We start from the raw sequence: 19895 nt of genomic DNA on the forward strand, positions 1-19895 counted from the left end.
TACGACAGTACGAGCCACTGCGCCCGCGTTTCGGCGTCGATTCCGTACAAGGTCGGAAGCCGATCGCTGTAGAGGGCGCACAGAAGGGGGCGCACAGGCCTACTGCCGGGTCACCCCCGACGGGTGCCCGGGGGCACCCCCGGCGGGATCGCCAGGACCAGTGAATTGGCAGGTCAGCGGCAAGATGGCGGGCATGCGGAGGCCGCCGGAACGCGGCCCTCCGGAAGGGGCGCGCGAAGGCCGGCGGCCGACCGGAGCGGAACCGGGGAACGCTCGGGTCGTAGGGATCCGCCAAAAGACGGGATCAGCCCTTGGGAACGTCGTCCTCGGGGCGCTCGCCGCCCCGCCGCAGCTCCTCCTCGCGGCGGCGCAGGTCCGCCTCCCACTGCTTGAGCATGTCCTCGTGCTGCTGGTTGCCGCGCTTCAGCGAGGCCAGGAACTCCGGGTCGTCGTCCGGCGCGAGCGGCCGCGGCCGCTCGCGCTCCGGGAACCCGGCGGTCGGGCCGGACGGCCACGCCGCCCGCCGGCCGCGCGAACGGGCCCGGTCCTTTCCCGCCACCAGCCAGGCGATCGACCCGACCAGCGGGAACAGCAGCACGATGATCACCCACACCACCTTCGGCAGGTGGCGGATCTCGTCCTCCGGGGTGGTCAGGCAGTCGATGAACGCCCACACCCACAGGGCCAGCAGTGCCACCGTGGGGACGACTCGCAGAAGCACGCGCAGAACTCCGAACTATGTTCGAACAGGACCCTTGGCGGGCCCAGGTTAGCCCGTACCGGATACTGACAGGTATGGCATACGACGATCTCCGTTCCTTCCTCCGGGCCCTGGAACGCGACGGTGACCTGAAGCGGATCAAGGTGGAGGTCGACCCCCACTTGGAGGTCGGTGAGATCGTCGACCGGGTGCAGAAGGCCAAGGGCCCCGCGCTGCTCTTCGAGAACGTCAAGGGCTCGGCGATGCCGCTGGCCATGAACGTCTTCGGCACCGAGCGCCGGCTCTCCAAGGCCCTCGGCCTGAAGTCCCCCGACGACATCGCCGAGAAGATCGGCGGCCTGCTCAAGCCCGAGCTTCCGCACGGCTTCACCGGCTTCCGCGAGGCCTTCGGCAAGCTCGCCACGATGGCGCACGTCCCGCCGAAGAACGTGAAGTCCGGCGACGCGCCCGTGCACGAGGTGGTGCTCACCGGCGAGGACGTCGACCTGGAGCAGCTGCCCGCCCTGTTCACCTGGCCGCTGGACGGCGGCTCCTTCTTCAACCTCGGCCTGACCCACACCAAGGACCCCGACTCGGGCATCCGCAACCTCGGCCTGTACCGGCTGCAGCGGCACGACAAGCGCACCATCGGCATGCACTGGCAGATCCACAAGGACAGCCGCAACCATGCCGCGGTCGCCGCCAAGCGCGGCGAGAAGCTCCCCGTCGCGATCGCCTTCGGCTGCCCGCCCGCCGTCACCTACGCCGCCACCGCCCCGCTGCCCGGCGACATCGACGAGTACCTGTTCGCCGGCTTCGTGGCCGGCGAGCGGGTCCGGATGGTCGACTGCAAGACCGTCCCGCTGCAGGTCCCGGCGGACGCCGAGGTCGTCCTCGAAGGCTGGCTGGAGCCCGGCGAGATGCTCCCCGAGGGCCCGTTCGGCGACCACACCGGCTTCTACACGCCGCAGGAGCCGTTCCCCGCGCTCACCATCGACTGCGTCACCATGCGCCGCCGCCCGATCCTGCAGTCCATCGTGGTCGGCCGCCCGCCCACCGAGGACGGGCCGCTCGGCAAGTTCACCGAGCGCTTCTTCCTGCCGCTGCTCAAGGTGATCATCCCGGACATCGTCGACTACGACCTGCCCGAGGCCGGCGGCTTCCACAACTGCGTGATCGTCTCGATCGACAAGAAGTACCCCAAGCACGCGCAGAAGGTCATGCACGCCATCTGGGGCGCCCACATGATGTCGCTGACCAAGCTGATCATCGTGGTGGACGCCGACTGCGACGTCCACGACTACCAGGAAGTCGCCTGGCGGGCCCTCGGCAACGTCGACTACAGCCGCGACCTGTCCGTCGTCGAAGGCCCTGTCGACCACCTCGACCACGCCTCCTACCAGCAGTTCTGGGGCGGCAAGGCCGGCATCGACGCCACCCGCAAGCTCCCCGAGGAGGGCTACACCCGCGACGGCGGCTGGCCCGAGATGGTCGCCTCCGACCCGGAGACCGCCGCCCGGGTCACCCGCCGCTGGAAGGAGTACGGGCTGTGACCGCCGCCACCGCTCTCGAAGCCCCGAAGAGCAGGACCCGGGCCTTCCTGCGCCTGGTGATGATCGAGCACTCGATCTTCGCCCTGCCGTTCGCCTACATCGCCGCCCTCACCGCGATGTTCCTCGCCGACAAGTCCGTGCACTGGGGCGAACTGCTGCTGGTCACCGTCTGCATGGTCGGCCTGCGTACCTTCGCGATGGCCGCGAACCGGATCATCGACCGCGAGATCGACGCCCGGAACCCGCGCACCGCGGGCCGCGAACTCGTCACCGGCGCGGTCTCGCTGCGCACCGCGTACATCGGCTCCGCCGTCGCCCTGGTGGTCTTCCTCGGCTCCGCCGCCCTGCTCAACACCCTCTGCCTGGTGCTGGCCCCGGTCGCCGTGATCCCGATGGTGGTCTACCCCTACGGCAAGCGCTTCACCGACTTCCCGCAGGCCATCCTCGGCCTCGCCCAGGCCATCGGCCCCGTCGGCGCCTGGCTCGCCGTCACCGGCACCTGGTCCTGGGAGGCCGCCGTCCTCGGCCTCGCCGTCGGCATCTGGATCGGCGGCTTCGACCTCATCTACGCCTGCCAGGACGTCGCCGCCGACCGCGGCATGGGCGTCCGCTCCGTCCCCGCGAGGTTCGGCATCCCCGCCGCGATCCACGGCGCCCGCGTCTGCCACGCCCTCACCACCGCCCTCCTCGTCTGGTACGCCGTCCTCACCCACGCCGGCGCCTTCTTCTGGTGCGGCCTCGCCGTGGTCGCCGGCGCCTTCGTCTACGAGCACACCATCGTCAAGCCCCACGACCTCTCCCGCCTCAACCGGGCCTTCTTCTCCACCAACGGCTTCGTGGGCATCTCGCTGTTCGCGTTCGCGCTGATCGACCTGATCGCGCGAGGGCTTGTGGCGTAAGGGAGTGCAACCAGAGGGGCGCTGGGGTATCCCCAGCGCCCCTCGGTGGTGCATCGCCCGCAAAACCGTTGGCCCGGTCCGAGGTCCCGTCCCTAGGCTGGCCGTATGCGCGTGCACTACCCCCGGACGCCGCACCTCCCGTGGTCGCCCGGTGCGACGGCGGACGACGTCCGCAGCGGTGATCTCTCCGGCCTCGCCCACCGCGAGGTGGTTCTCACCGAGAAGCTCGACGGCGAGAACACCACCCTCTACCCGGACGGCCTGCACGCGCGTTCCCTCGACTCCGCGCACCACCCCTCCCGGACGTGGGTGAAGGCGCTCCAGAGCCGTCTCGGCCCGCGGATTCCCCAGGGCTGGCGGATCTGCGGCGAGAACCTGTTCGCCCGCCATTCGCTCCCGTACAGCGGGCTCGACAGCTGGTTCTACGGCTTCTCGGTGTGGACCGCCGACGACCACTGCCTCGACTGGGACGCCACCGTCCGTTTCCTGCGCCGTCTCGGTGTCCCGACGCCCCGCGTGCTGTGGCGAGGCCGGTACGACGAGCGCGCGATCCGGGCGTTGAAGCTCGACCTGGACCGTCAGGAGGGCTACGTCGTCCGTACGGTCGAGGGCTTCCCGAGGGCGGAGTTCGGCAGCCGGGTGGCCAAGTGGGTCCGCCCGCAGCACGTCCGGACCAGCACCCACTGGATGCACGCGGCCGTGGTCGAGAACGGTCTCGGCCCGAACGCCCCGCTCTGGCAAGTCCGTTCGGGCGGCACGCCGGATCGCGCCGCGCTCGCGGAGGCCCTGCGCCTGCCCGAACTCCCGCCGCTGGACGAGATGTCCGCCCGCCTGGACGAACTCGGCCGCACCGGCGACGCCCGGCTGAACGGCATCCTCGCCGCCGCCCTGTCGACCGCCCGCCGCGAGGACGTGCTGCCGCGGCTCGCGCCGACGCTGGGCCTGCCGCAGGCCCGCCGGGTGGCCGACCTGGTCGGGCTGCACCCGCAGCTCGGCCGGCCGTACCCGGACGAGGACCGTCGTGCGGGCCTGGTCCGGCTGACGGCGGCCGCCGATCTGGGGGTGCTGCACGCCGTTGCCACGACCGTCGCGGGGACGGCGGAGGAGCGTGAGCAGGTCGCCTGGTCGGCGCTGCACGCGGAGGACGCGGGGCTGCTGGGGCCCGATCCGCTGGCGGGCCTGCGGGCGGGGTTGAGCGAGGCGCTGGAGGGTTTCGGTCCGGACGTCCGGGACAGGTGCTGGGCGCAGGCCCGGGAGGCGTTCGCGGCGGGCCGGATCGCCACCGCGGAGGAAGCCGTCGCGGCGACCTGGGCGTGGCGGGACGGCCGGTTCCCGCGGCTGGTGCACCTGTGCGGCCCGGCGGGCAGCGGCAAGTCGACGTTCGCGGCGACCCTGCCCGGTACCCGGATCGCGCTGGACGACCTGCGGACGGCCCGCGGCTCGCGCAGCGACCAGCGCGACAACGGCGAGGTGCTGCGCGAGGGTCTGGCCGCGCTGGAGGCGGCCCTCGGCGAGGGCGGCGCCGCCGTGTGGGACGCCACCTCGCTGAACCGCCATCAGCGTTCCCACGTGCAGGCGATCGCCCGGCGTCGGGACGCGCTGCTGACCCAGGTGGTGCTGGTGGTCGACGAGGCCGAACTGGCCCGCCGCAACGCGGTCCGGGCGCACCCCGTCCCGGCCGAGGTGCTGACGGCGCAGCTGCACCGCTGGAGCCCGCCGTACCCGGGGCAGGCGCACCGCACCTGGTACGTGGGCGCGGGCGGCGCGGTGGAGGACACGGCGGGCGCCCTGGACGGCGAGGAGGACTGACATGCGTCCCATCGAGCAGATCTGCCAACGCATCCGCTGGGACGACCGGTTCGACCCGGCCCGGTTCACGCTGGGCGTCCGGCAGCGCGACGACCGCACCAAGCTGGTCCCGCTGGAGACGTTCACCGCCGCCGGGGACGTGCCCTGGCACCGGGTGCGGCACGTCGAGGCCGACGGCCGGGTGGTGTGGGACCGCGACACCGGCGTCGACCTGCTCGACACCACCACCGCGGGGCGGCGCACCGCCCCGCGCGTGCTGCCCGCGCCGTTCTTCACCCCGAGCACCCCGCACGCCTGGCACCGGGAGCGCGGCTGGCGGGCCGCGGAGGGCCGACCCGGCGTTCCCGTCGGGCAGCTGCGGGTGGTCACCTGGAACACCCTGTGGGACCGCTACGACCCGGAGCTGATCCACACCGCCCGCCGCCGTCCGCTGCTGCTCGCCGAGCTGGAAGCCGCCGACGCCGACCTGATCGCCCTGCAGGAGGTCGAACCGGCGCTGGTGAAGCTCCTGTTGGCGCAGGAGTGGGTCCGGCGCGGCTACACCCTGGGCGCGGACCCGTTCGGCCGGGAGATCGACGACCACGGGCTGCTGCTGCTCAGCCGACTGCCCGTGCTGGAGGCCGGCCGGCACGCCCTCGGCCCGCACAAGGCCGTCACCGCGATCACCGTGCCCACCGGGGACGGGCCGCTCACCGTCGCCGCCGTCCACCTCAGCAGCGACCACTCGCCCGACGGCGCCGTCCGTCGGAGCGCCGAACTCGCGCTGCTCGCCGAGGGGTTCGCCGCCGTCGAGGGCGACCTGCTGGTGCTCGGCGACTTCAACGACAGCAGCTCGACGCCCGCCGCCGCCCTCGACCTGAACGACACCTGGACCGAGGTGCACGGCCCCGAGGACGGCACCCCCACCTTCGACCCGGTCGCCAACCCGCTCGCCGCCGTCTCCTCCCTCACCGGCCGGGCCGGCCGCCTCGACCGCGTCCTGCTCCGTCCCGGCCGGGCCCGCGCCGGAGCCGCCCGCCTGCTCGGCCGGCTCCCCGACCGGGAGGGCCTGTTCGCCTCCGACCACTACGGGCTCGCGGTCGACCTGGACTTCACCCCCGCTCCCGCCGAGGGCCGGCTCGACGCCCCGCCCACCGCCCGCACGGCCGTCGCCTGGCTGCCGCCCGAGCAGCTGCGGCCCCCGATTCAGCGCCTGCGCGCGGAGCACGACCCGCAGCTCGACCGCTGGCCGCCGCATGTCAACCTGCTGTACGGCTTCGTCGCCGAGCACGAGTGGGACGCCGCGCTGCCGCTGCTGGCCGAGGCCGCCGCCGAAGTCCCGCCGTTCACGGCCACGTTGGCGGGCGTGCGGACGTTCGCCCGGCGGACCGGCCACACCCTCTGGCTCGACCCGGCCGCCGACGGCCCCGCCCCGTGGGCCGCCCTGCGGCACGCCCTGGAACGCCGCTTCCCGCAGTGCCGCGCCCACGCCGACGGGTACCACCCGCACCTGACGCTCGGCCGGTCCGACGATCCCCGCCGGGCCGTCGCCGACTGCACCGCCGCGCTCGGCCCGATGACCGCCCCCGTCGGCGAACTGGTCGTGCTGTCCCGGCGCGGCGACGGCCCGATGCTCCCGCGCGCCACCGTCGCCCTCGGCACCGGCGAACTCCGGTCCGCTCCCGAGCCGGTGACCGCCGCTCCGGTCGAACCTCCGGTACCCATAGGTGAGTTGACGGAACGGATCGCGGCCGTGCTGCCCGGCGAGGTCCACCCGGTGGGCTCCCGCCGGCTCGGCTGCGCACTGCCCGGCGCCGACCTGGACCTGGTCGCCGTGCTGCCTGGCGCCGTCGAACCCGACCTGCTGGCCGCCGAGTTGGCCGCCGCACTGCCGGACGCCCGGAACGTCCGCGAGGTGCGCGGCGCGCGGGTACCGGGGCTCCGGCTGGACGTCGACGGGCTGGCCGTCGACCTGGTGCTGGCCCCGGCCGACGGGCCCGCCGAGGACTTCGCGGTCGCGTACAGCGCCGTCACCGACGCCGAGGCGGTGCTCGCCGCCGTCGGCGACCGCCACCGGGCGTTCGCCGCGCTGGCCCGCCGGGTCAAGGCCTGGACCCGGGCGCGCGGCCTGGACGGCGCGCCGTTCGGCCAACTCCCGTCCCTGGCCTGGACGGTGCTCGTCGCACGGACCGTCCGGGAGACCGCCTCGGACGACCCGGCCGAACTGTTCCGCCGCTTCACCGGGACTTGGGCCGCCTGGGACTGGCGGCAGCCCGTCACCCTGCTCGGCGGGCCGGCCGCCCCGCACCCCGACCCGGTGACGGTGCTGACCCCGACCGCCCCGGTCCGCAGCTGCACTGCCCAGGTCGGCGCCGGCGCCCGCGACCTGCTCGCCGAGGAGCTCTACCGCGCCTGGGAGCTCGGCCCCGACCGCCCCGAGCTGCTCGCCCCGCCCCCGCTGCACCGCCGCCACGCCGCCTGGCTGGTGCTGACCGCCGACCCCGAACGGCTCGGACCGGTCAAGGGCCGCCTGCGCGCCCTGCTCACCGCCCTCGAACCCGCCCCCGGCGTGCACGCCTGGCCGCACCTGCTGCCGGGCCACCGCCTCGCCGTCGGCCTGGGCCCGCAGCCGCCCGACCGCGAGACCCTCGACCGGATCACCGCCGCCTGGCTGCCCGGCATGCCGGGCGTCACCGCCACCCGCCTGCCGGGCGGCGAACTCGACCCGGCCGGGTGATCCGGTGGCCCGCCGCCGGGCACCCGGATGCGCCATGCTGGAACGAGGGACTCGACCAGATTCGGACGGGGAGCACGATGATCGGCACACTGCAGTGCGTAGTGCTGGACTGCCACTACCCGGCGGGCCTGGCCCACTTCTACGCCGCCCTGCTCGGCGGCGAGGTCGACCGGCCCGACCCGCGCTGGTCGCTGGACGAGGAGTGGTCCACCGTCCACCTGCCCGGCGGCCAGGTGCTCGGTTTCCAGCGTGTCGAGGACTACCGCCCGCCGATCTGGCCCGACCCGGCGCACCCGCAGCAGCTCCACCTGGACATCGAGGTCGAGGACATCTCCGCCGTCGAGCAGCGGGTGGTCGAACTCGGCGCCGAGGTCAAGGACCGCGAGGCCGGCTGGACGGTGTTCGTCGACCCGGCCGGGCACCCGTTCTGCCTGATCCCGCGCCGCGCCGCCTGACGCTCAGGCCAGCGTCAGCACGTCCCCGACCCGCAGTCGGCCGGGCCGGGAGACGGACGCCAGTGCACCGAGCTCGCAGTCCCGCTCGTGCGCGACGGTCTTCAGGATCTCCGGCGCGTGCGGCAGCCCGGGCTGCGCCGCCCCGACCATCGCGCACCGCACACTGGCCCGGACGAACGCCAGCCGCACCCCACCCTTCACCCGGCCCTCCCGGCCGTACCAGGCGTCCTCGGTGAACGGGGGAGTCCCGGGCGGGGTCCGCAGCAGCACGTTGGGCCGGAACCGGCGCTCGTCCACCACCGCGGACGGCACCGCCGCGGCGACCCAGTCCAGCGTGGCGGTGGTCAGCACGCTCACCGGCAGCTCGTCGAAGTGCGACACCGCGTCCTCGCGGGCCAGCCCGACGTCCTCCTGCTCCAGGTACGCGCGCAGGAAGGCGTCCGGGTCCGGCACCGGCATCCCCAGTGGGTCGAACAGCTCCGGGCCGTCGATCCTGCTGCCGAGCCGGGAGCTGAGCCGCAACAGGCCGTCCATCCGCCGGAACCGGCGGGTGTTCTTCCCCGACCCGAACCTCCCGGCGCCGTCACGTACCGCGTACAGCCGGTCGCCGACCAGGCCGCGGTCGTCCACCTCGACGGAGTCGAGCAACTCGCCGCCCGTGGACTTCACGGGGTAGCGCCACAAGCGCTCGACCACACCGACGATCTGAGGCATGGCGGGAGCCTATCGGGGCCCCGCCCCGGTGGTCTAGACCAAGTCGCGGGCGGGGGCGGCCCGTTGGCCGCCCGTCAGCCGATTCGCGCCACCGCCCGCACCGGCGCCCCGTCCGCCGCCGTCAACCGCAGCGGGAACAGCGACACCTCCACCGGCACCCCGGCCGCCTGCGCCTCCAGCAGCGGCGACAGATCCGTCAGGTTCTCCGCGATCACCCCACCGCCCTCCGGCCCCAGCAGCACCCGGTGCGCCGCCAACGTCGGGAGCTCCGGCGCCGGATCGTGCTCGTCCGCCAACTCCGCCAACAGGCTGGCCACTTCGGGATCGGACGGCCCCGGATCGGGCGTCGGATCCACCGACAGCGCATCCACCCCGACGGTGCGCACGCCCGCCGCGACGATGGCTGCCGCGGCCTCCTCCGACAGGTACGGATGCGCGAAGTACCGGTCCGTCCCCCAGTACCTGGGCCACCCCGTCGCCAGCAGCAGCACCGTCCCCGGCCCCGACACCGCGAGCGCCTCCGCCAGATGCCCCGCCGTCACCTCCCCGAGCGCCGGCAGCCCCCGCAGATCCACCACCACCGCGGGCCCGGTGAACAACTCCAACGGCAGCCCGTCCAGCGTCGGCCACCGCACGTCCAGGTGATACGGCGCGTCCACATGCGTCCCCGTCTGCGACCCCAGATGCACCGCCAGCACATTCACCCCCTCCACCTCGGCCGTCAGCGCCGCCCGCAACTCCACCCCGGGATCCCCGGGATACACCGGCATCCCGGACACCACCGGATGCGTCAGATCCACCAACTCCACAGCCATGCAGACCATTCTGGTCTTGAGCGGCGAGCGGGTGCGAAGACAGGGGCGCGGGGAACTGCGCGAAGGGGGAACGCAACGCATGACAATGTCTCCATGAGCACCCCCCGTCGCCCCTGGGTCGTCGGCGTCTCCGGCGCCAGCGGCACCCCCTACGCCGCGTCCGTGATCCGCGCGCTGCTGGACGCCGACGAGTCCGTCGATCTGGTGGTGAGTCGGGCCGCCCGGCTGACCATTCTGGACGAGACCGGCATCTCGTTCCGGGACGCGCACTGGAAGGCCGATCTCGCGCAGTGGCTGGGCCGGGAGGAGAAGGAGCTGGACGACGTCCGGTACTGGCCCGCAGGGGATTTCGCGGCGGGCCCGTCCTCCGGCTCGTACCCGGCGAAGGGGATGCTGGTCGTCCCGGCCACCACCGGCGCCGCGGCCGGCATCGCGCTGGGGCTGTCCAAGGACCTGCTCCAGCGCACCGCCTCGGTGACGCTCAAGGAGCGCCGCCCGCTGGTGCTGTGCCTGCGCGAGACGCCGCTCACCGGCGTCACCCTGCAGCACCTGGTGGCCCTGGACGCGCAGGGTGCGGTGGTGCTGCCGGCCTCGCCGGGGTTCTACGCGGGGGGCTCGACGGCCCAGGAGCTGGTGGATTTCGTGGCAGGCCGGGTGCTGGACGCGGTGGGGGTGTCGCACCGGTTGTACCGGCGCTGGTCGGGCAGCCTCGGCGAGGCGGGGAGCACTCCCGGAAGCACCCCGGAAACCCGGTCGCGCCGGGGCGAGTGAGCGGCCTCGCCAGGGGAGAGTATGTTCTCTGGGATACCCCGGTCGATCGGCGCTCGGCGCCTTGGATTCCAGAAAATGATCTTGATTCTGGAAAGGTTCGGAAGGACGCGGCAGGCAATGGACTCTGTGGACAGGCAGCTCATCCAGGCACTTCGTGAGAACGGCCGTGCCTCGTATGCCGAGCTGGGCCGTCTGGTGGGCCTCTCCGGGCCGAGCGTCACGGACCGGATCAACCGTCTTGAGCAGGCGGGCGTGATCACCGGGTACCGGGCGACGGTCAACCCGGCCACCCTGGGCTACGGGGTGACGGCGCTGATCGGTCTTCAGCTGACCGACGCCGCCGACCACGACGACGTCTCGCACCGGCTGAAGGACCTCCCGGAGGTGGAGGACTGCTGGTTCATCGCGGGCGACGACTCGTACATGCTGAAGGTCCGGGTGCCGGACGTGGAGGGCCTGGAGTCGGTGGTCAAGCGGCTGTCCGGCACCAAGGGCGTGGCGCGCACCCGGACCACAGTGGTGCTCTCCACCAAGTGGGAGAACCGGGTCAGCGAATTGCCGCTGCACCTCGCCGAGTAGCGCAATAGGGTCGTCGTCCCACGAACCGTCAACTGCTGAGGATGGCCCCGGATGTCCCTGGTCGACCTGGAAGACCTGCGCGCCGCTCAACGTCGGATCGCCGGCACGGCGGTCCGCACCCCGCTGCTGCCCTGCCCGTGGGCGGAGCAGCCGGACGGGCGCCGGCTGTGGCTGAAGCCGGAGAGCCTCCAGCCGACCGGGGCGTTCAAGGTCCGCGGCGCGTTCAACCGGCTGGCGGCGCTCAGCGCGGAGGAGCGCTCCCGGGGCGTGGTGGCGCAGTCCAGCGGCAACCACGCCCAGGCGGTGGCGTACGCGGCGCAGCGGCTCGGCATCAAGGCGGTCATCGTGATGCCGGACACCTCACCCGCGGTGAAGATCGAGAACACCCGCTCGTTCGGCGCCGAGGTGCTGGTCGTCCCGGCCGAGCAGCGCGACACGCTCCCGCCGGAGCTGGTCGCCGCGCACGGCTACGTGTGGGTGCCGCCGTACGACGACCCGTACATCGTGGCGGGCCAGGGCACGGTCGGCCTGGAGATCGCCGAGGACGCCCCGGACGACCTGGACACCGTGCTGGTGCCGGTCTCCGGCGGCGGCCTGATCTCCGGCACGGCCGCGGCGCTGAAGCTGACCTGCCCGGGCGTGCGGGTGATAGGCGTGGAGCCGGAGCTCGCGGCGGACGCGCAGGAGAGCCTGCGCAAGGGCGTCCGCACCGCCTGGCCGATGGCCGACACCTACCGCACCGTCGCGGACGGCCTGCGCACCCCGGTGGTGGGCGTCCTCCCGTTCGAGCACCTCACCGCGTACGTGGACGACATCGTCACCGTCTCCGAGCAGGAGATCAGGGACACCGTCGCCCTGCTGGCCCGCCGCGGCCGGCTGGTCGCCGAGCCGTCCGGCGCGGTCGCCCCGGCCGCGTACTTCCACCGCGCCGAGGAGCTCGGCGGCCGCGTCTTCGCGGCCGTGGTCAGCGGCGGGAACCTGGACCCCGCCCTGCTGGCCGAACTGCTGGCGGCCTAGGCGTAGTCTCGACTGGCAACGAATCGAAGGACCGAGGAGGCGGAGCGCCGCATGGACGCAGGGCTCAAGCGCGAGCTGGAGGCGAAGGTCTACGCCGGTGAGCGGCTGACCCGCGAGGACGGGATCGCGCTCTACGAGAGCGACGACCTGGCCTGGCTGGGCGGCCTGGCCCACCACGTGCGGACGCAGAAGAACGGCGACGTCGTCCACTTCAACGTCAACCGCCACCTCAACATGACCAACGTGTGCAGCGCCTCCTGCGCGTACTGCTCGTTCCAGCGCAAGCCGGGCGAGAAGGACGCGTACACGATGCGCATCGAGGAAGCCGTCCGGCTCGCCAAGGCGATGGAGTCGGAGTCCCTCACCGAGCTGCACATCGTCAACGGCCTGCACCCGACCCTGCCGTGGCGCTACTACCCGCGCTCGCTGAAGGAGCTGAAGGCCGCGCTGCCGAACGTCTCGCTGAAGGCGTTCACCGCGACCGAGATCCACTGGTTCGAGCGGATCAGCGGCCTGACGGCGAGCGAGATCCTGGACGAGCTGATCGAGGCCGGCCTGGAGTCGCTGACCGGCGGCGGCGCGGAGATCTTCGACTGGGAGGTCCGCCAGCACATCGTCGACCACGACACCCACTGGGAGGACTGGTCGCGGATCCACCGCCTGGCGCACGAGAAGGGCCTCAAGACCCCGGCCACCATGCTGTACGGCCACATCGAGGAGCCCCGCCACCGGGTCGACCACGTGCTGCGGCTGCGTGAGCTGCAGGACGAGACCGGCGGTTTCCAGGTCTTCATCCCGCTGCGCTACCAGCACGACTTCCACGACTCGAAGGACGGCAAGGTCCGCAACCGCCTGATGGACCGCACCGAGATGGCCACCGGCGCCGAGGCGCTGAAGACCTTCGCGGTGTCCCGTCTGCTGTTCGACAACGTCCCGCACGTCAAGGTGTTCTGGGTGATGCACGGCGTCACCACCGCGCAGCTGGCGCTCAGCCACGGCGCGGACGACATGGACGGCTCGGTGGTCGAGTACAAGATCACCCACGACGCGGACAACTTCGGCACCCCGAACAAGCTGGGCCGCGACGACCTGCTCGGCCTGATCCGGGACGCCGGCTTCCGCCCGGTCGAGCGCAACACCCGCTACGAGATCATCCGGGAGTACGACGGCCCGGACCTGCAGCGCCGGGAGACCCCGCAGGCCATGCGCCTCTGACTCCCGCTCGCACGTACGACTGCGCCCGGCGGCCGGTTTCCGGCCACCGGGCGCAGTCGTTCCGCAAGGGGCGCGCGGGACGGTTCTGCACTACCCGGTATGCCCCTCACCACCGGGAATGCGTTTCCACGCGCGTATGCTCACAGGCTCATCACACAGCCCGGGTTCCACCGCCTCCCCCGGGTCTGGGAGGATCGACGACATGTCCGGTTCCCATCGCGCCGCCTCGCACCGCCGCTCGGCCCCCGCGCCGGCCTCCCGGAGCGAGGCCGAGCAGACCCAGGGCCGAGCCGCGAGCCGCCGCCGCAAGCCGAAGCCGCGCCGGGCCGCCAAGCTCACCGTCGGCACCGCGACCCTGCTGGCCCTGACGGCCGGCTGGTTCACCGTCGGCCCCGGCCGGGACTTCCAGGGCGAGACCGCCAGCGCCGCCCCGGACCGCGAGCCCGAGGTAGCCCCGATGAAGGCGGCCGACGCCCACACCGGGGCCCCGGCCGCCGACCGCTCCACCCGCGACAGGATCACGGCGATCCCGGGGCTGGGCGCCTCCTGGACGGCGAAGATCCCCGCCGAGACCCGTCAGGTGCTGGTCGCCAGCGGCAAGGGCAAGGACTCCTCGGACAACACCGTCACGCTGTGGACCCGCGGCGACGACGGCGGCTGGCAGGCCGGCCAGAGCTGGCCCGCCCACAACGCCTACAAGGGCTGGACCGCCGACCACCGCTCCGGCGACCTGCGCAGCCCGATCGGCCTGTTCTCGCTCACCGACGCCGGCGGCCGCAAGGCCGACCCCGGCTCCAAGCTGCCGTACGACGAGAACGCCAAGTTCGTGATGGGCGGGCGCGGCTTCAACAACGAGCCGCTGGCCGGCTCCTTCGACTACGTGGTCGCGATCAACTACAACCGGGTGGTCGGCTCCTCCCCGCTCGACGGCCGCTTCCCGGACGGCGCGGCCAAGGGCGGCGGCATCTGGCTGCACCTCGACCACGGCGGCCCCACCCACGGCTGCATCTCGCTGACCGAGGACCACATGGTCGAGCTGATCAAGACCCTCGACCCGGCCATGCACCCGATGATCGCCATGGGCGACGCCGATTCCCTGGCGGCGTGACGGGTTCCGGTTGTGAGGCCCCTACAGCATCCGGCACCCGATCCTGTGCCAGGGCGTTACCGCCCGACTGGCCGGTAACCCGGTTGAGTGGCAGTATGACCGCCTCTCGTATCGTGGCGCTGGGCCACTACCAGCCGCCGAAGATCCTCACCAACGACGATCTCTCGGCGATGGTCGACACCGACGACCAGTGGATCCGGAGCCGGGTCGGCATCCGCACCCGGCACATCGCCGAGGACGAGACCCTGGTCGACCTCGCCGCCGGCGCCGCCCAGAAGGCCCTCGCCCGCGCGGGAGTGACCCCCGACCAGATCGACCTGATCGCCGTCGCCACCTGCACCGCCGTCGAACGCAGCCCCAACACCGCCGCCGCGGTCGCCGCCCGGCTCGGCGTCCCCACGCCCGCCGCCTACGACCTGAACACCGTCTGCTCGGGCTTCTCGTACGCGCTGGCCACCGCCGACCACGCGATCCGGGCCGGCGCCGCCACCCGCGCGCTGGTGATCGGCGCCGAGCGGATGTCCGACATCGTGGACTGGACCGACCGCACCACCTGCGTGATCTTCGCGGACGGCGCCGGCGCCGCCGTCCTGGAGGCCGTCCCCGACGACCGGGCCGGCATCGGCCCGGTGGTGTGGGGCTCCGAGCCGGAGAAGGGCGAGGCGGTGGTGATCAGCGGCTGGCAGCCGATCATCAGCCAGCAGGGCCAGACCGTCTTCCGCTGGGCCACCACCCAGGTCGCCCCGCTGGCCCGCAAGGCCTGCGAGAAGGCCGGCCTGGACCCGTCCGAGCTGCGCGGCTTCGTCGCCCACCAGGCCAACCTGCGGATCATCGACGCGATCGCCGGAAAGCTCGGCCTGGCCGAGGACGCGGTGGTCGCCCGCGACGTCGTCGACTCCGGCAACACCTCCGCCGCCTCCATCCCGCTGGCGCTGTCCAAGCTGGTCGAGCGCGGTGAGCTGCACAGCGGCGACCCGGTGCTGCTGTTCGGCTTCGGCGGCGGCCTGGCCTACGCGGGCCAGGTGGTGCGCTGCCCCTGACCCGGGAGCGGCCCACGACACGACACGGCGCAGGGGCGGCCGGGAGAACATCTCCCGACCGCCCCTGCGTTTCGTTGTATCGGTGCGGATGACGCCCCGCGGTACGTCGGCGAACCTCCCCCGAGGACACGGCCGCGTCCGACGCACCCCGTACAGGAACCGGGGCTCGGGCGTCAGAGGACTGGGCTGAGTGTTACTTCGGCGGCTTCTTTCCGGTGACTCCGAGGTACACCTGGAGCGCCAGGCTGGGCTTGAGGTCCTTGACCTTCACGCCCCACGAGGTGAACGCCTTCGAGTGCTCCGCGGACGCGGCCAGCAACGTCACCAGGGCGCCGGCGATCGCCGACCCGTCGACCGTCTTGTCGGTCTTGCCCTGGGTGTTACGAACCGCCTCGGCGAGCGGAGCCGCCACCGAGTTGAGGACCTTCATGCGGATCTTGAAGAACCGCTTGTCCCCTTCCGCGGCACCGAGTGTGATCACTCGGAGAATGGCGTCATTCTTGCGCCAGAAGGCGAGGAATCCGTCCACCAGTTCTTCGGAAGTGGTGAAGCCGGTCTTTCCCGCCCAGGACTTTCCATCGACGAGCTCTTTGAGCCCGCCGCTGTCCTCGGCCATTTCCTCGGCGATCTCAAGGACTGCGCCCTCGACATCCGGGAAGTACTGGTAGAAGGTCGCGGGGGAGGTACCCGCCATACGGGCGACGTCGATGACCTTGACGTCCCGGTACGGCGACGTGCTGAGCATCTCGCGGAGGCAGTCGAGCAGCTTCTGCCGCGTCTCCTGTCCGCGCCGCCCGGCGACGCGACCGTCGACGGTGCGAACTTGTCCTGTCATGCCGTCAGCTTACCGTGGCACGATCTTGGCGCGATTCGGTAGTGCGACTATTAGTCCGCTCGTGGGGAGAATCAACGACTTTTCAGCGTGTGTTGTTGCCCCCCCGTGCACTGATGACCCCACAGCGTGACGACAAGTCAGCTCCGACGGGTTCGGCGACGGCCGCGACCCCCCGACACGCCCGGTGACCCGCCCGGCCGGGGCGGGTGACACGGGCGGGGGAGATTGGCTCCAGGACGGCGGGCATTGGAGAATCGGGGGCGCGCCACCGCCGGGGGGCGTTGGCGGAAGGGGAGGTGGCTGCGGAGTGGACCCGCTGACGGCGCACGATCCGAGACGGATCGGGCCCTTCGAGGTGCTGGCCCGGCTCGGCGCGGGCGGCATGGGCCTGGTGTACCTGGCCCGATCGGCCTCGGGCCGCCGGGTGGCCATCAAGACCGTCCGCAGCGAGCTGGCCGAGGACAATCTGTTCCGGGTCCGTTTCGCTCGCGAGATCGCCGCCGCGAAGACGGTCGGCGGCTTCTACACCGCCGCCGTGGTGGACGCCGACGCCGACGCCGCGGTGCCCTGGCTGGCCACCGCCTACGTGCCCGCGCCCTCGCTGGAGGACCTGGTCACCGACTGCGGGCCGCTGCCCGCCGACGCGGTGCGCTGGCTGACCGCCGGCATCGCCGAGGCGCTGCAGTCCATCCACGCCGCCGGGCTGGTGCACCGCGACCTCAAGCCGTCCAACGTGCTGGTGGTCGAGGACGGCCCGCGGGTGATCGACTTCGGCATCGCCGCCGGCGTGTCGAGCACCCGGCTCACCATGACCAACGTCGCGGTCGGCACCCCGGCCTACATGTCGCCCGAGCAGGCCCGCGACAGCCGCAGCGTCACCGGCGCCAGCGACGTGTTCTCGCTCGGCTCGCTGGTGGTGTTCTGCGCCACCGGGCACCCGCCGTACCGGGGCACCAACCCGGTCGAGACGGTGTTCCAGCTGCTGCGCGACCAGCCGGACCTGTCCGGGCTGCCCGCCGAGCTGACCGACCTGGTGCGGGCCTGCATGCGGCCCGCGCCCGAGCACCGGCCGACGCCCGCCCAGATCCAGGCCGAGTTGGCCCCGCACCTGTTCTCCCGGGCCGACGCCTCCGGCGAGGCCGGGGACTGGCTGCCGCCCGTCGCGCTCGACCTGATCGAGGCCAAGCGCAGCAGCCGCCGTCCCGTCAGCCAGCAGCCGCAGGACCAGCCGCCGGCGCCGGTGGTGCCGCCGCCGCCGTCCGCGCCGCCGATCTCGCAGGCCGCGCCGGTCGGGGCGCCGTCCGAGGCCGAGGTGGCCACCGAGCGGATGCGGCCGCACCGGCGGCCGGCGTCCGGCGGGGACGGGGAGATCCGGCTGGCCGGCGCGCACGTGCCGATAGGCCCCGGGCCCCGGGTGGAGCCGGTGGCGCCGTCCGCGGCCCCCGTCGGCACCGACTGGGTGCGCCGTACCTCCGCACCGGCCGCCCCCGCCGCCCCACCGCAGCCGCCCGCCGCCCGCTGGCGGCCCTGGCGGTTCCGGATGTCCAACGACGTGTGGGGCACCCCCGTGGTCGCCGACGGCACGCTGTTCGTGTCCAGCTTCGAGGTGCACGCCCTCGACATCGGCTCCGGCGAGCGCCGCTGGAAGACCCGCGACGTCGCCTGGGCCCTGGCCGTGGACAGCGGCCGGGTGCACGCCGCCGACGGGCCGCACCTGTACACCGTGGACTCCGCCGACGGCACCGAGCGCTGGCGCACCTCGCTGGACGGCTGGGTGTACTCGCTGGACGCCGCCGACGGCGTGCTGTGCTGCGGCATCCGCGGCGGCGGGGTGCAGCTGCGCTCGGCCGCCAGCGGCGCCGAACTGTGGCGCGCCGACGACGCCCAGCAGGAGTACGAGAACCCGCAGTCCGGCCCGGCGCTGATCGCCGGCGCCGCCTACTACCAGGGCTCCGGCCGCCTGCACTGCGTGGACCCGCGCGGCGGCGGCGTGCGCTGGGCGTTCCCGGTCACCGGCAAGGTCCCGGCCCGGCCGGTGGAGCGCGGCGGCGTGCTGTACCTGACCTCCGGCCAGCGGGTGCACGCGCTGGACGCCGCGACCGGCGCCGAGCGCTGGCGGTTCGACGCGCCCGTGGTGCTGTTCACCCCGCCCGCCGTGGACGACCGCACGGTGTACGTCGCCGACTACCTCGGCACCCTGTACGCGCTGGACGCCCTCACCGGACACGGCCTGTGGCGGGCCGCCACCACCTCCCGGCAGGGCGCCGAGCCCGCCGTGGTCGCCGACGGCACGGTGCTGCTGGGCTCCGGCGACACCCTGTTCGCCTTCGACAGCGCCACCGGCCGGGAGCGCTGGCGCTACGCCGCCCGCGCCGACCTGGTCGGCTCGCCGGCGGTCGCCGACGGCCTGGTCCACCTGGGCAGCCGCGACCACTCGCTGCACACCCTGGAACTCGCCACCGGCCGCCTGCGCTGGGAACTCGGCACCAAGGGCGAGCTGACCGGCTCGCCGGTGGCCGTCGACGGCCGGGTCTTCGTCGGCTCCAAGGACCGCTGCGTGTACGCGCTGGACTCGTTCTACGGGACGGCCGTCCCGCACTGACACCGGGTGGGCGGACTTCTTCGCCGGCGGGGGCGACCGCGGGCCGGGCTTCGGCGATCGGCAGAAGGAAGGGACTCGCGCGACGGCTACGGGTGGCGGTGCTGCCAGCCGGCCCAGGCGGAGGCGACCATGTCGCGGACGTCGTGCCGGGCGGTCCAGCCGAGTTCGCGGTGGATCAGCTCGGCGGACGCCACCACCCGGGCCGGGTCGCCGGCGCGGCGGGCGGTCACCTCGGGGGCGGTGTCGAGGCCGGTGACCTCGGCGATCTCGGCGAGCATCTCGCGGACGGAGACGCCGTGGCCGGTGCCGATGTTGAGAGTCAGCCGGACCTGCTCGCCCGGTGCGCCCGCGCTCAGCCGGCGGACCGCGGCGACGTGCGCGGAGGCGATGTCCGAGACGTGGATGTAGTCGCGGATGCAGGTGCCGTCCGGGGTCGGGTAGTCCTCGCCGAAGATCAGCGGGGGCAGCCCGGCGGTGAGGCGCTGGAAGGCCAGCGGCACCAGGTTGGCCGCGCCCGGGTCGGACAGCTCGGGGGCGGCCGCGCCGGCCACGTTGAAGTAGCGCAGCGACACCGCGGACAGCCCGTACGCGTCGGCGCAGGCGTTCAGCAGCCACTCGCCGGCCAGTTTGGTCTCGCCGTACGGGTTCATCGGCGCGCACGGCGTGGCCTCGGTGACCAGGTCGACGTCCGGCATGCCGTAGACGGCGGCCGAGGAGGACAGCACCGCCCGGCGCACGCCCGCGTCGACCGCGGCGGCCAGTACGACCCGCAGGCCCTCGACGTTCTCGTGGTAGTAGCGCAGCGGCTGGGCGACCGACTCGCCGACCTGCTTGCGGGCGGCCAGGTGCAGCACGCCGGTGACGCCGTGCTCGGCGAGGACGCGGTCCAGCAGCGGGCGGTCCAGCGTGGAACCCGTCACCAGAGGGACGCCGGGAGGCAGGTGGGCGGCCGAGCCGGTGCTCAGGTCGTCCAGGACGACCACCGACTCGCCGGCCGCGACCAGCTCCCGAACGACATGACCACCGATGTAGCCGGCCCCGCCCGTGATCAACCAGGTCATGCCCCG

17 protein-coding genes are annotated in these 19895 nt (G+C 73.2%); 12 read left to right on the plus strand and 5 right to left on the minus strand.

The features are described 5' to 3' along the window. Nucleotides 1–304: 304 nt before the first annotated feature. Nucleotides 305–721, minus strand: coding sequence for a PLD nuclease N-terminal domain-containing protein (locus ACI1MP_RS22130; protein WP_100587119.1), 417 nt, complete (start codon nucleotides 719–721; stop codon nucleotides 305–307). Nucleotides 722–795: 74 nt separating this feature from the next. On the opposite strand from ACI1MP_RS22130, the gene ACI1MP_RS22135 reads away from it, so the two are divergent. The 5 genes from ACI1MP_RS22135 (at nucleotide 796) to ACI1MP_RS22155 (ending at nucleotide 8132) form a co-directional block, all read left to right on the plus strand. Then, a complete protein-coding gene (locus ACI1MP_RS22135; protein ID WP_043914710.1) occupies nucleotides 796–2253 on the plus strand; it encodes a menaquinone biosynthesis decarboxylase in 1458 nt (485 codons plus the stop codon). Next, entirely contained in the window at nucleotides 2250–3152 is a 903-nt protein-coding gene (gene mqnP / locus ACI1MP_RS22140; RefSeq protein WP_404869313.1) for a menaquinone biosynthesis prenyltransferase MqnP, read from the plus strand. The genes ACI1MP_RS22135 and mqnP overlap by 4 nt, the downstream gene beginning before the upstream one ends. A gap of 105 nt (nucleotides 3153–3257) precedes the next feature. Continuing rightward, complete coding sequence (locus ACI1MP_RS22145) at nucleotides 3258–4961, plus strand: RNA ligase family protein (RefSeq protein WP_404869314.1); 1704 nt, start codon at nucleotides 3258–3260, stop codon at nucleotides 4959–4961. 1 nt (nucleotide 4962) lies between these two features. After that, nucleotides 4963–7677, plus strand: a complete 2715-nt coding sequence (locus tag ACI1MP_RS22150; RefSeq protein ID WP_404869315.1) for a poly(A) polymerase — start codon at nucleotides 4963–4965, stop codon at nucleotides 7675–7677. Between the two features lie 77 nt (nucleotides 7678–7754). Beyond that, nucleotides 7755–8132 carry a VOC family protein gene (locus ACI1MP_RS22155; RefSeq protein WP_100587330.1) on the plus strand — a complete coding sequence of 126 codons (378 nt, stop codon included), beginning with the start codon at nucleotides 7755–7757 and terminating at the stop codon, nucleotides 8130–8132. Nucleotides 8133–8135: 3 nt separating this feature from the next. Here the strand turns inward: ACI1MP_RS22155 and ACI1MP_RS22160 are convergent, their stop codons facing one another. Continuing rightward, nucleotides 8136–8846 carry an MOSC domain-containing protein gene (locus ACI1MP_RS22160; RefSeq protein ID WP_404869316.1) on the minus strand — a complete coding sequence of 237 codons (711 nt, stop codon included), beginning with the start codon at nucleotides 8844–8846 and terminating at the stop codon, nucleotides 8136–8138. A gap of 74 nt (nucleotides 8847–8920) precedes the next feature. After that, the gene (locus ACI1MP_RS22165) at nucleotides 8921–9661 is read right to left on the minus strand and encodes a cyclase family protein (protein WP_404869317.1); all 741 of its coding nucleotides are present in this window, start codon (nucleotides 9659–9661) and stop codon (nucleotides 8921–8923) included. 93 nt (nucleotides 9662–9754) lie between these two features. Between ACI1MP_RS22165 and ACI1MP_RS22170 the strand changes: the two genes are divergently transcribed. The 6 genes from ACI1MP_RS22170 to ACI1MP_RS22195 all read left to right on the plus strand — a co-directional run bounded on the left by ACI1MP_RS22170 (nucleotide 9755) and on the right by ACI1MP_RS22195 (nucleotide 15391). Further along, nucleotides 9755–10432, plus strand: coding sequence for a UbiX family flavin prenyltransferase (locus ACI1MP_RS22170; protein ID WP_189271518.1), 678 nt, complete (start codon nucleotides 9755–9757; stop codon nucleotides 10430–10432). Between the two features lie 117 nt (nucleotides 10433–10549). Then, entirely contained in the window at nucleotides 10550–11011 is a 462-nt protein-coding gene (locus ACI1MP_RS22175; protein WP_030462120.1) for an Lrp/AsnC family transcriptional regulator, read from the plus strand. A 51-nt stretch (nucleotides 11012–11062) separates the two neighbouring features. Beyond that, the gene (locus ACI1MP_RS22180; protein WP_043914691.1) at nucleotides 11063–12028 is read left to right on the plus strand and encodes a threonine/serine dehydratase; all 966 of its coding nucleotides are present in this window, start codon (nucleotides 11063–11065) and stop codon (nucleotides 12026–12028) included. Nucleotides 12029–12079: 51 nt separating this feature from the next. Further along, a complete protein-coding gene (gene mqnE, locus ACI1MP_RS22185) occupies nucleotides 12080–13243 on the plus strand; it encodes an aminofutalosine synthase MqnE (protein ID WP_043914689.1) in 1164 nt (387 codons plus the stop codon). Between the two features lie 202 nt (nucleotides 13244–13445). Next, nucleotides 13446–14351, plus strand: coding sequence for a L,D-transpeptidase family protein (locus tag ACI1MP_RS22190; protein ID WP_189271517.1), 906 nt, complete (start codon nucleotides 13446–13448; stop codon nucleotides 14349–14351). 95 nt (nucleotides 14352–14446) lie between these two features. Further along, nucleotides 14447–15391 carry a beta-ketoacyl-ACP synthase III gene (locus ACI1MP_RS22195; RefSeq protein WP_100587126.1) on the plus strand — a complete coding sequence of 315 codons (945 nt, stop codon included), beginning with the start codon at nucleotides 14447–14449 and terminating at the stop codon, nucleotides 15389–15391. A 193-nt stretch (nucleotides 15392–15584) separates the two neighbouring features. On the opposite strand, the gene ACI1MP_RS22200 is transcribed toward ACI1MP_RS22195, so the two are convergent. Continuing rightward, complete coding sequence (locus tag ACI1MP_RS22200; protein ID WP_100587127.1) at nucleotides 15585–16226, minus strand: TetR family transcriptional regulator; 642 nt, start codon at nucleotides 16224–16226, stop codon at nucleotides 15585–15587. 307 nt (nucleotides 16227–16533) lie between these two features. On the opposite strand from ACI1MP_RS22200, the gene ACI1MP_RS22205 reads away from it, so the two are divergent. Then, nucleotides 16534–18828, plus strand: a complete 2295-nt coding sequence (locus ACI1MP_RS22205; RefSeq protein WP_404869318.1) for a serine/threonine-protein kinase — start codon at nucleotides 16534–16536, stop codon at nucleotides 18826–18828. Nucleotides 18829–18914: 86 nt separating this feature from the next. Here ACI1MP_RS22205 and galE read toward each other — a convergent pair whose 3' ends face one another. Continuing rightward, nucleotides 18915–19889, minus strand: a complete 975-nt coding sequence (gene galE / locus ACI1MP_RS22210; RefSeq protein WP_387993920.1) for a UDP-glucose 4-epimerase GalE — start codon at nucleotides 19887–19889, stop codon at nucleotides 18915–18917. Nucleotides 19890–19895 lie beyond the last annotated feature (6 nt).

Source organism: Kitasatospora griseola (assembly GCF_044999035.1).
Classification (GTDB): domain Bacteria; phylum Actinomycetota; class Actinomycetes; order Streptomycetales; family Streptomycetaceae; genus Kitasatospora; species Kitasatospora griseola.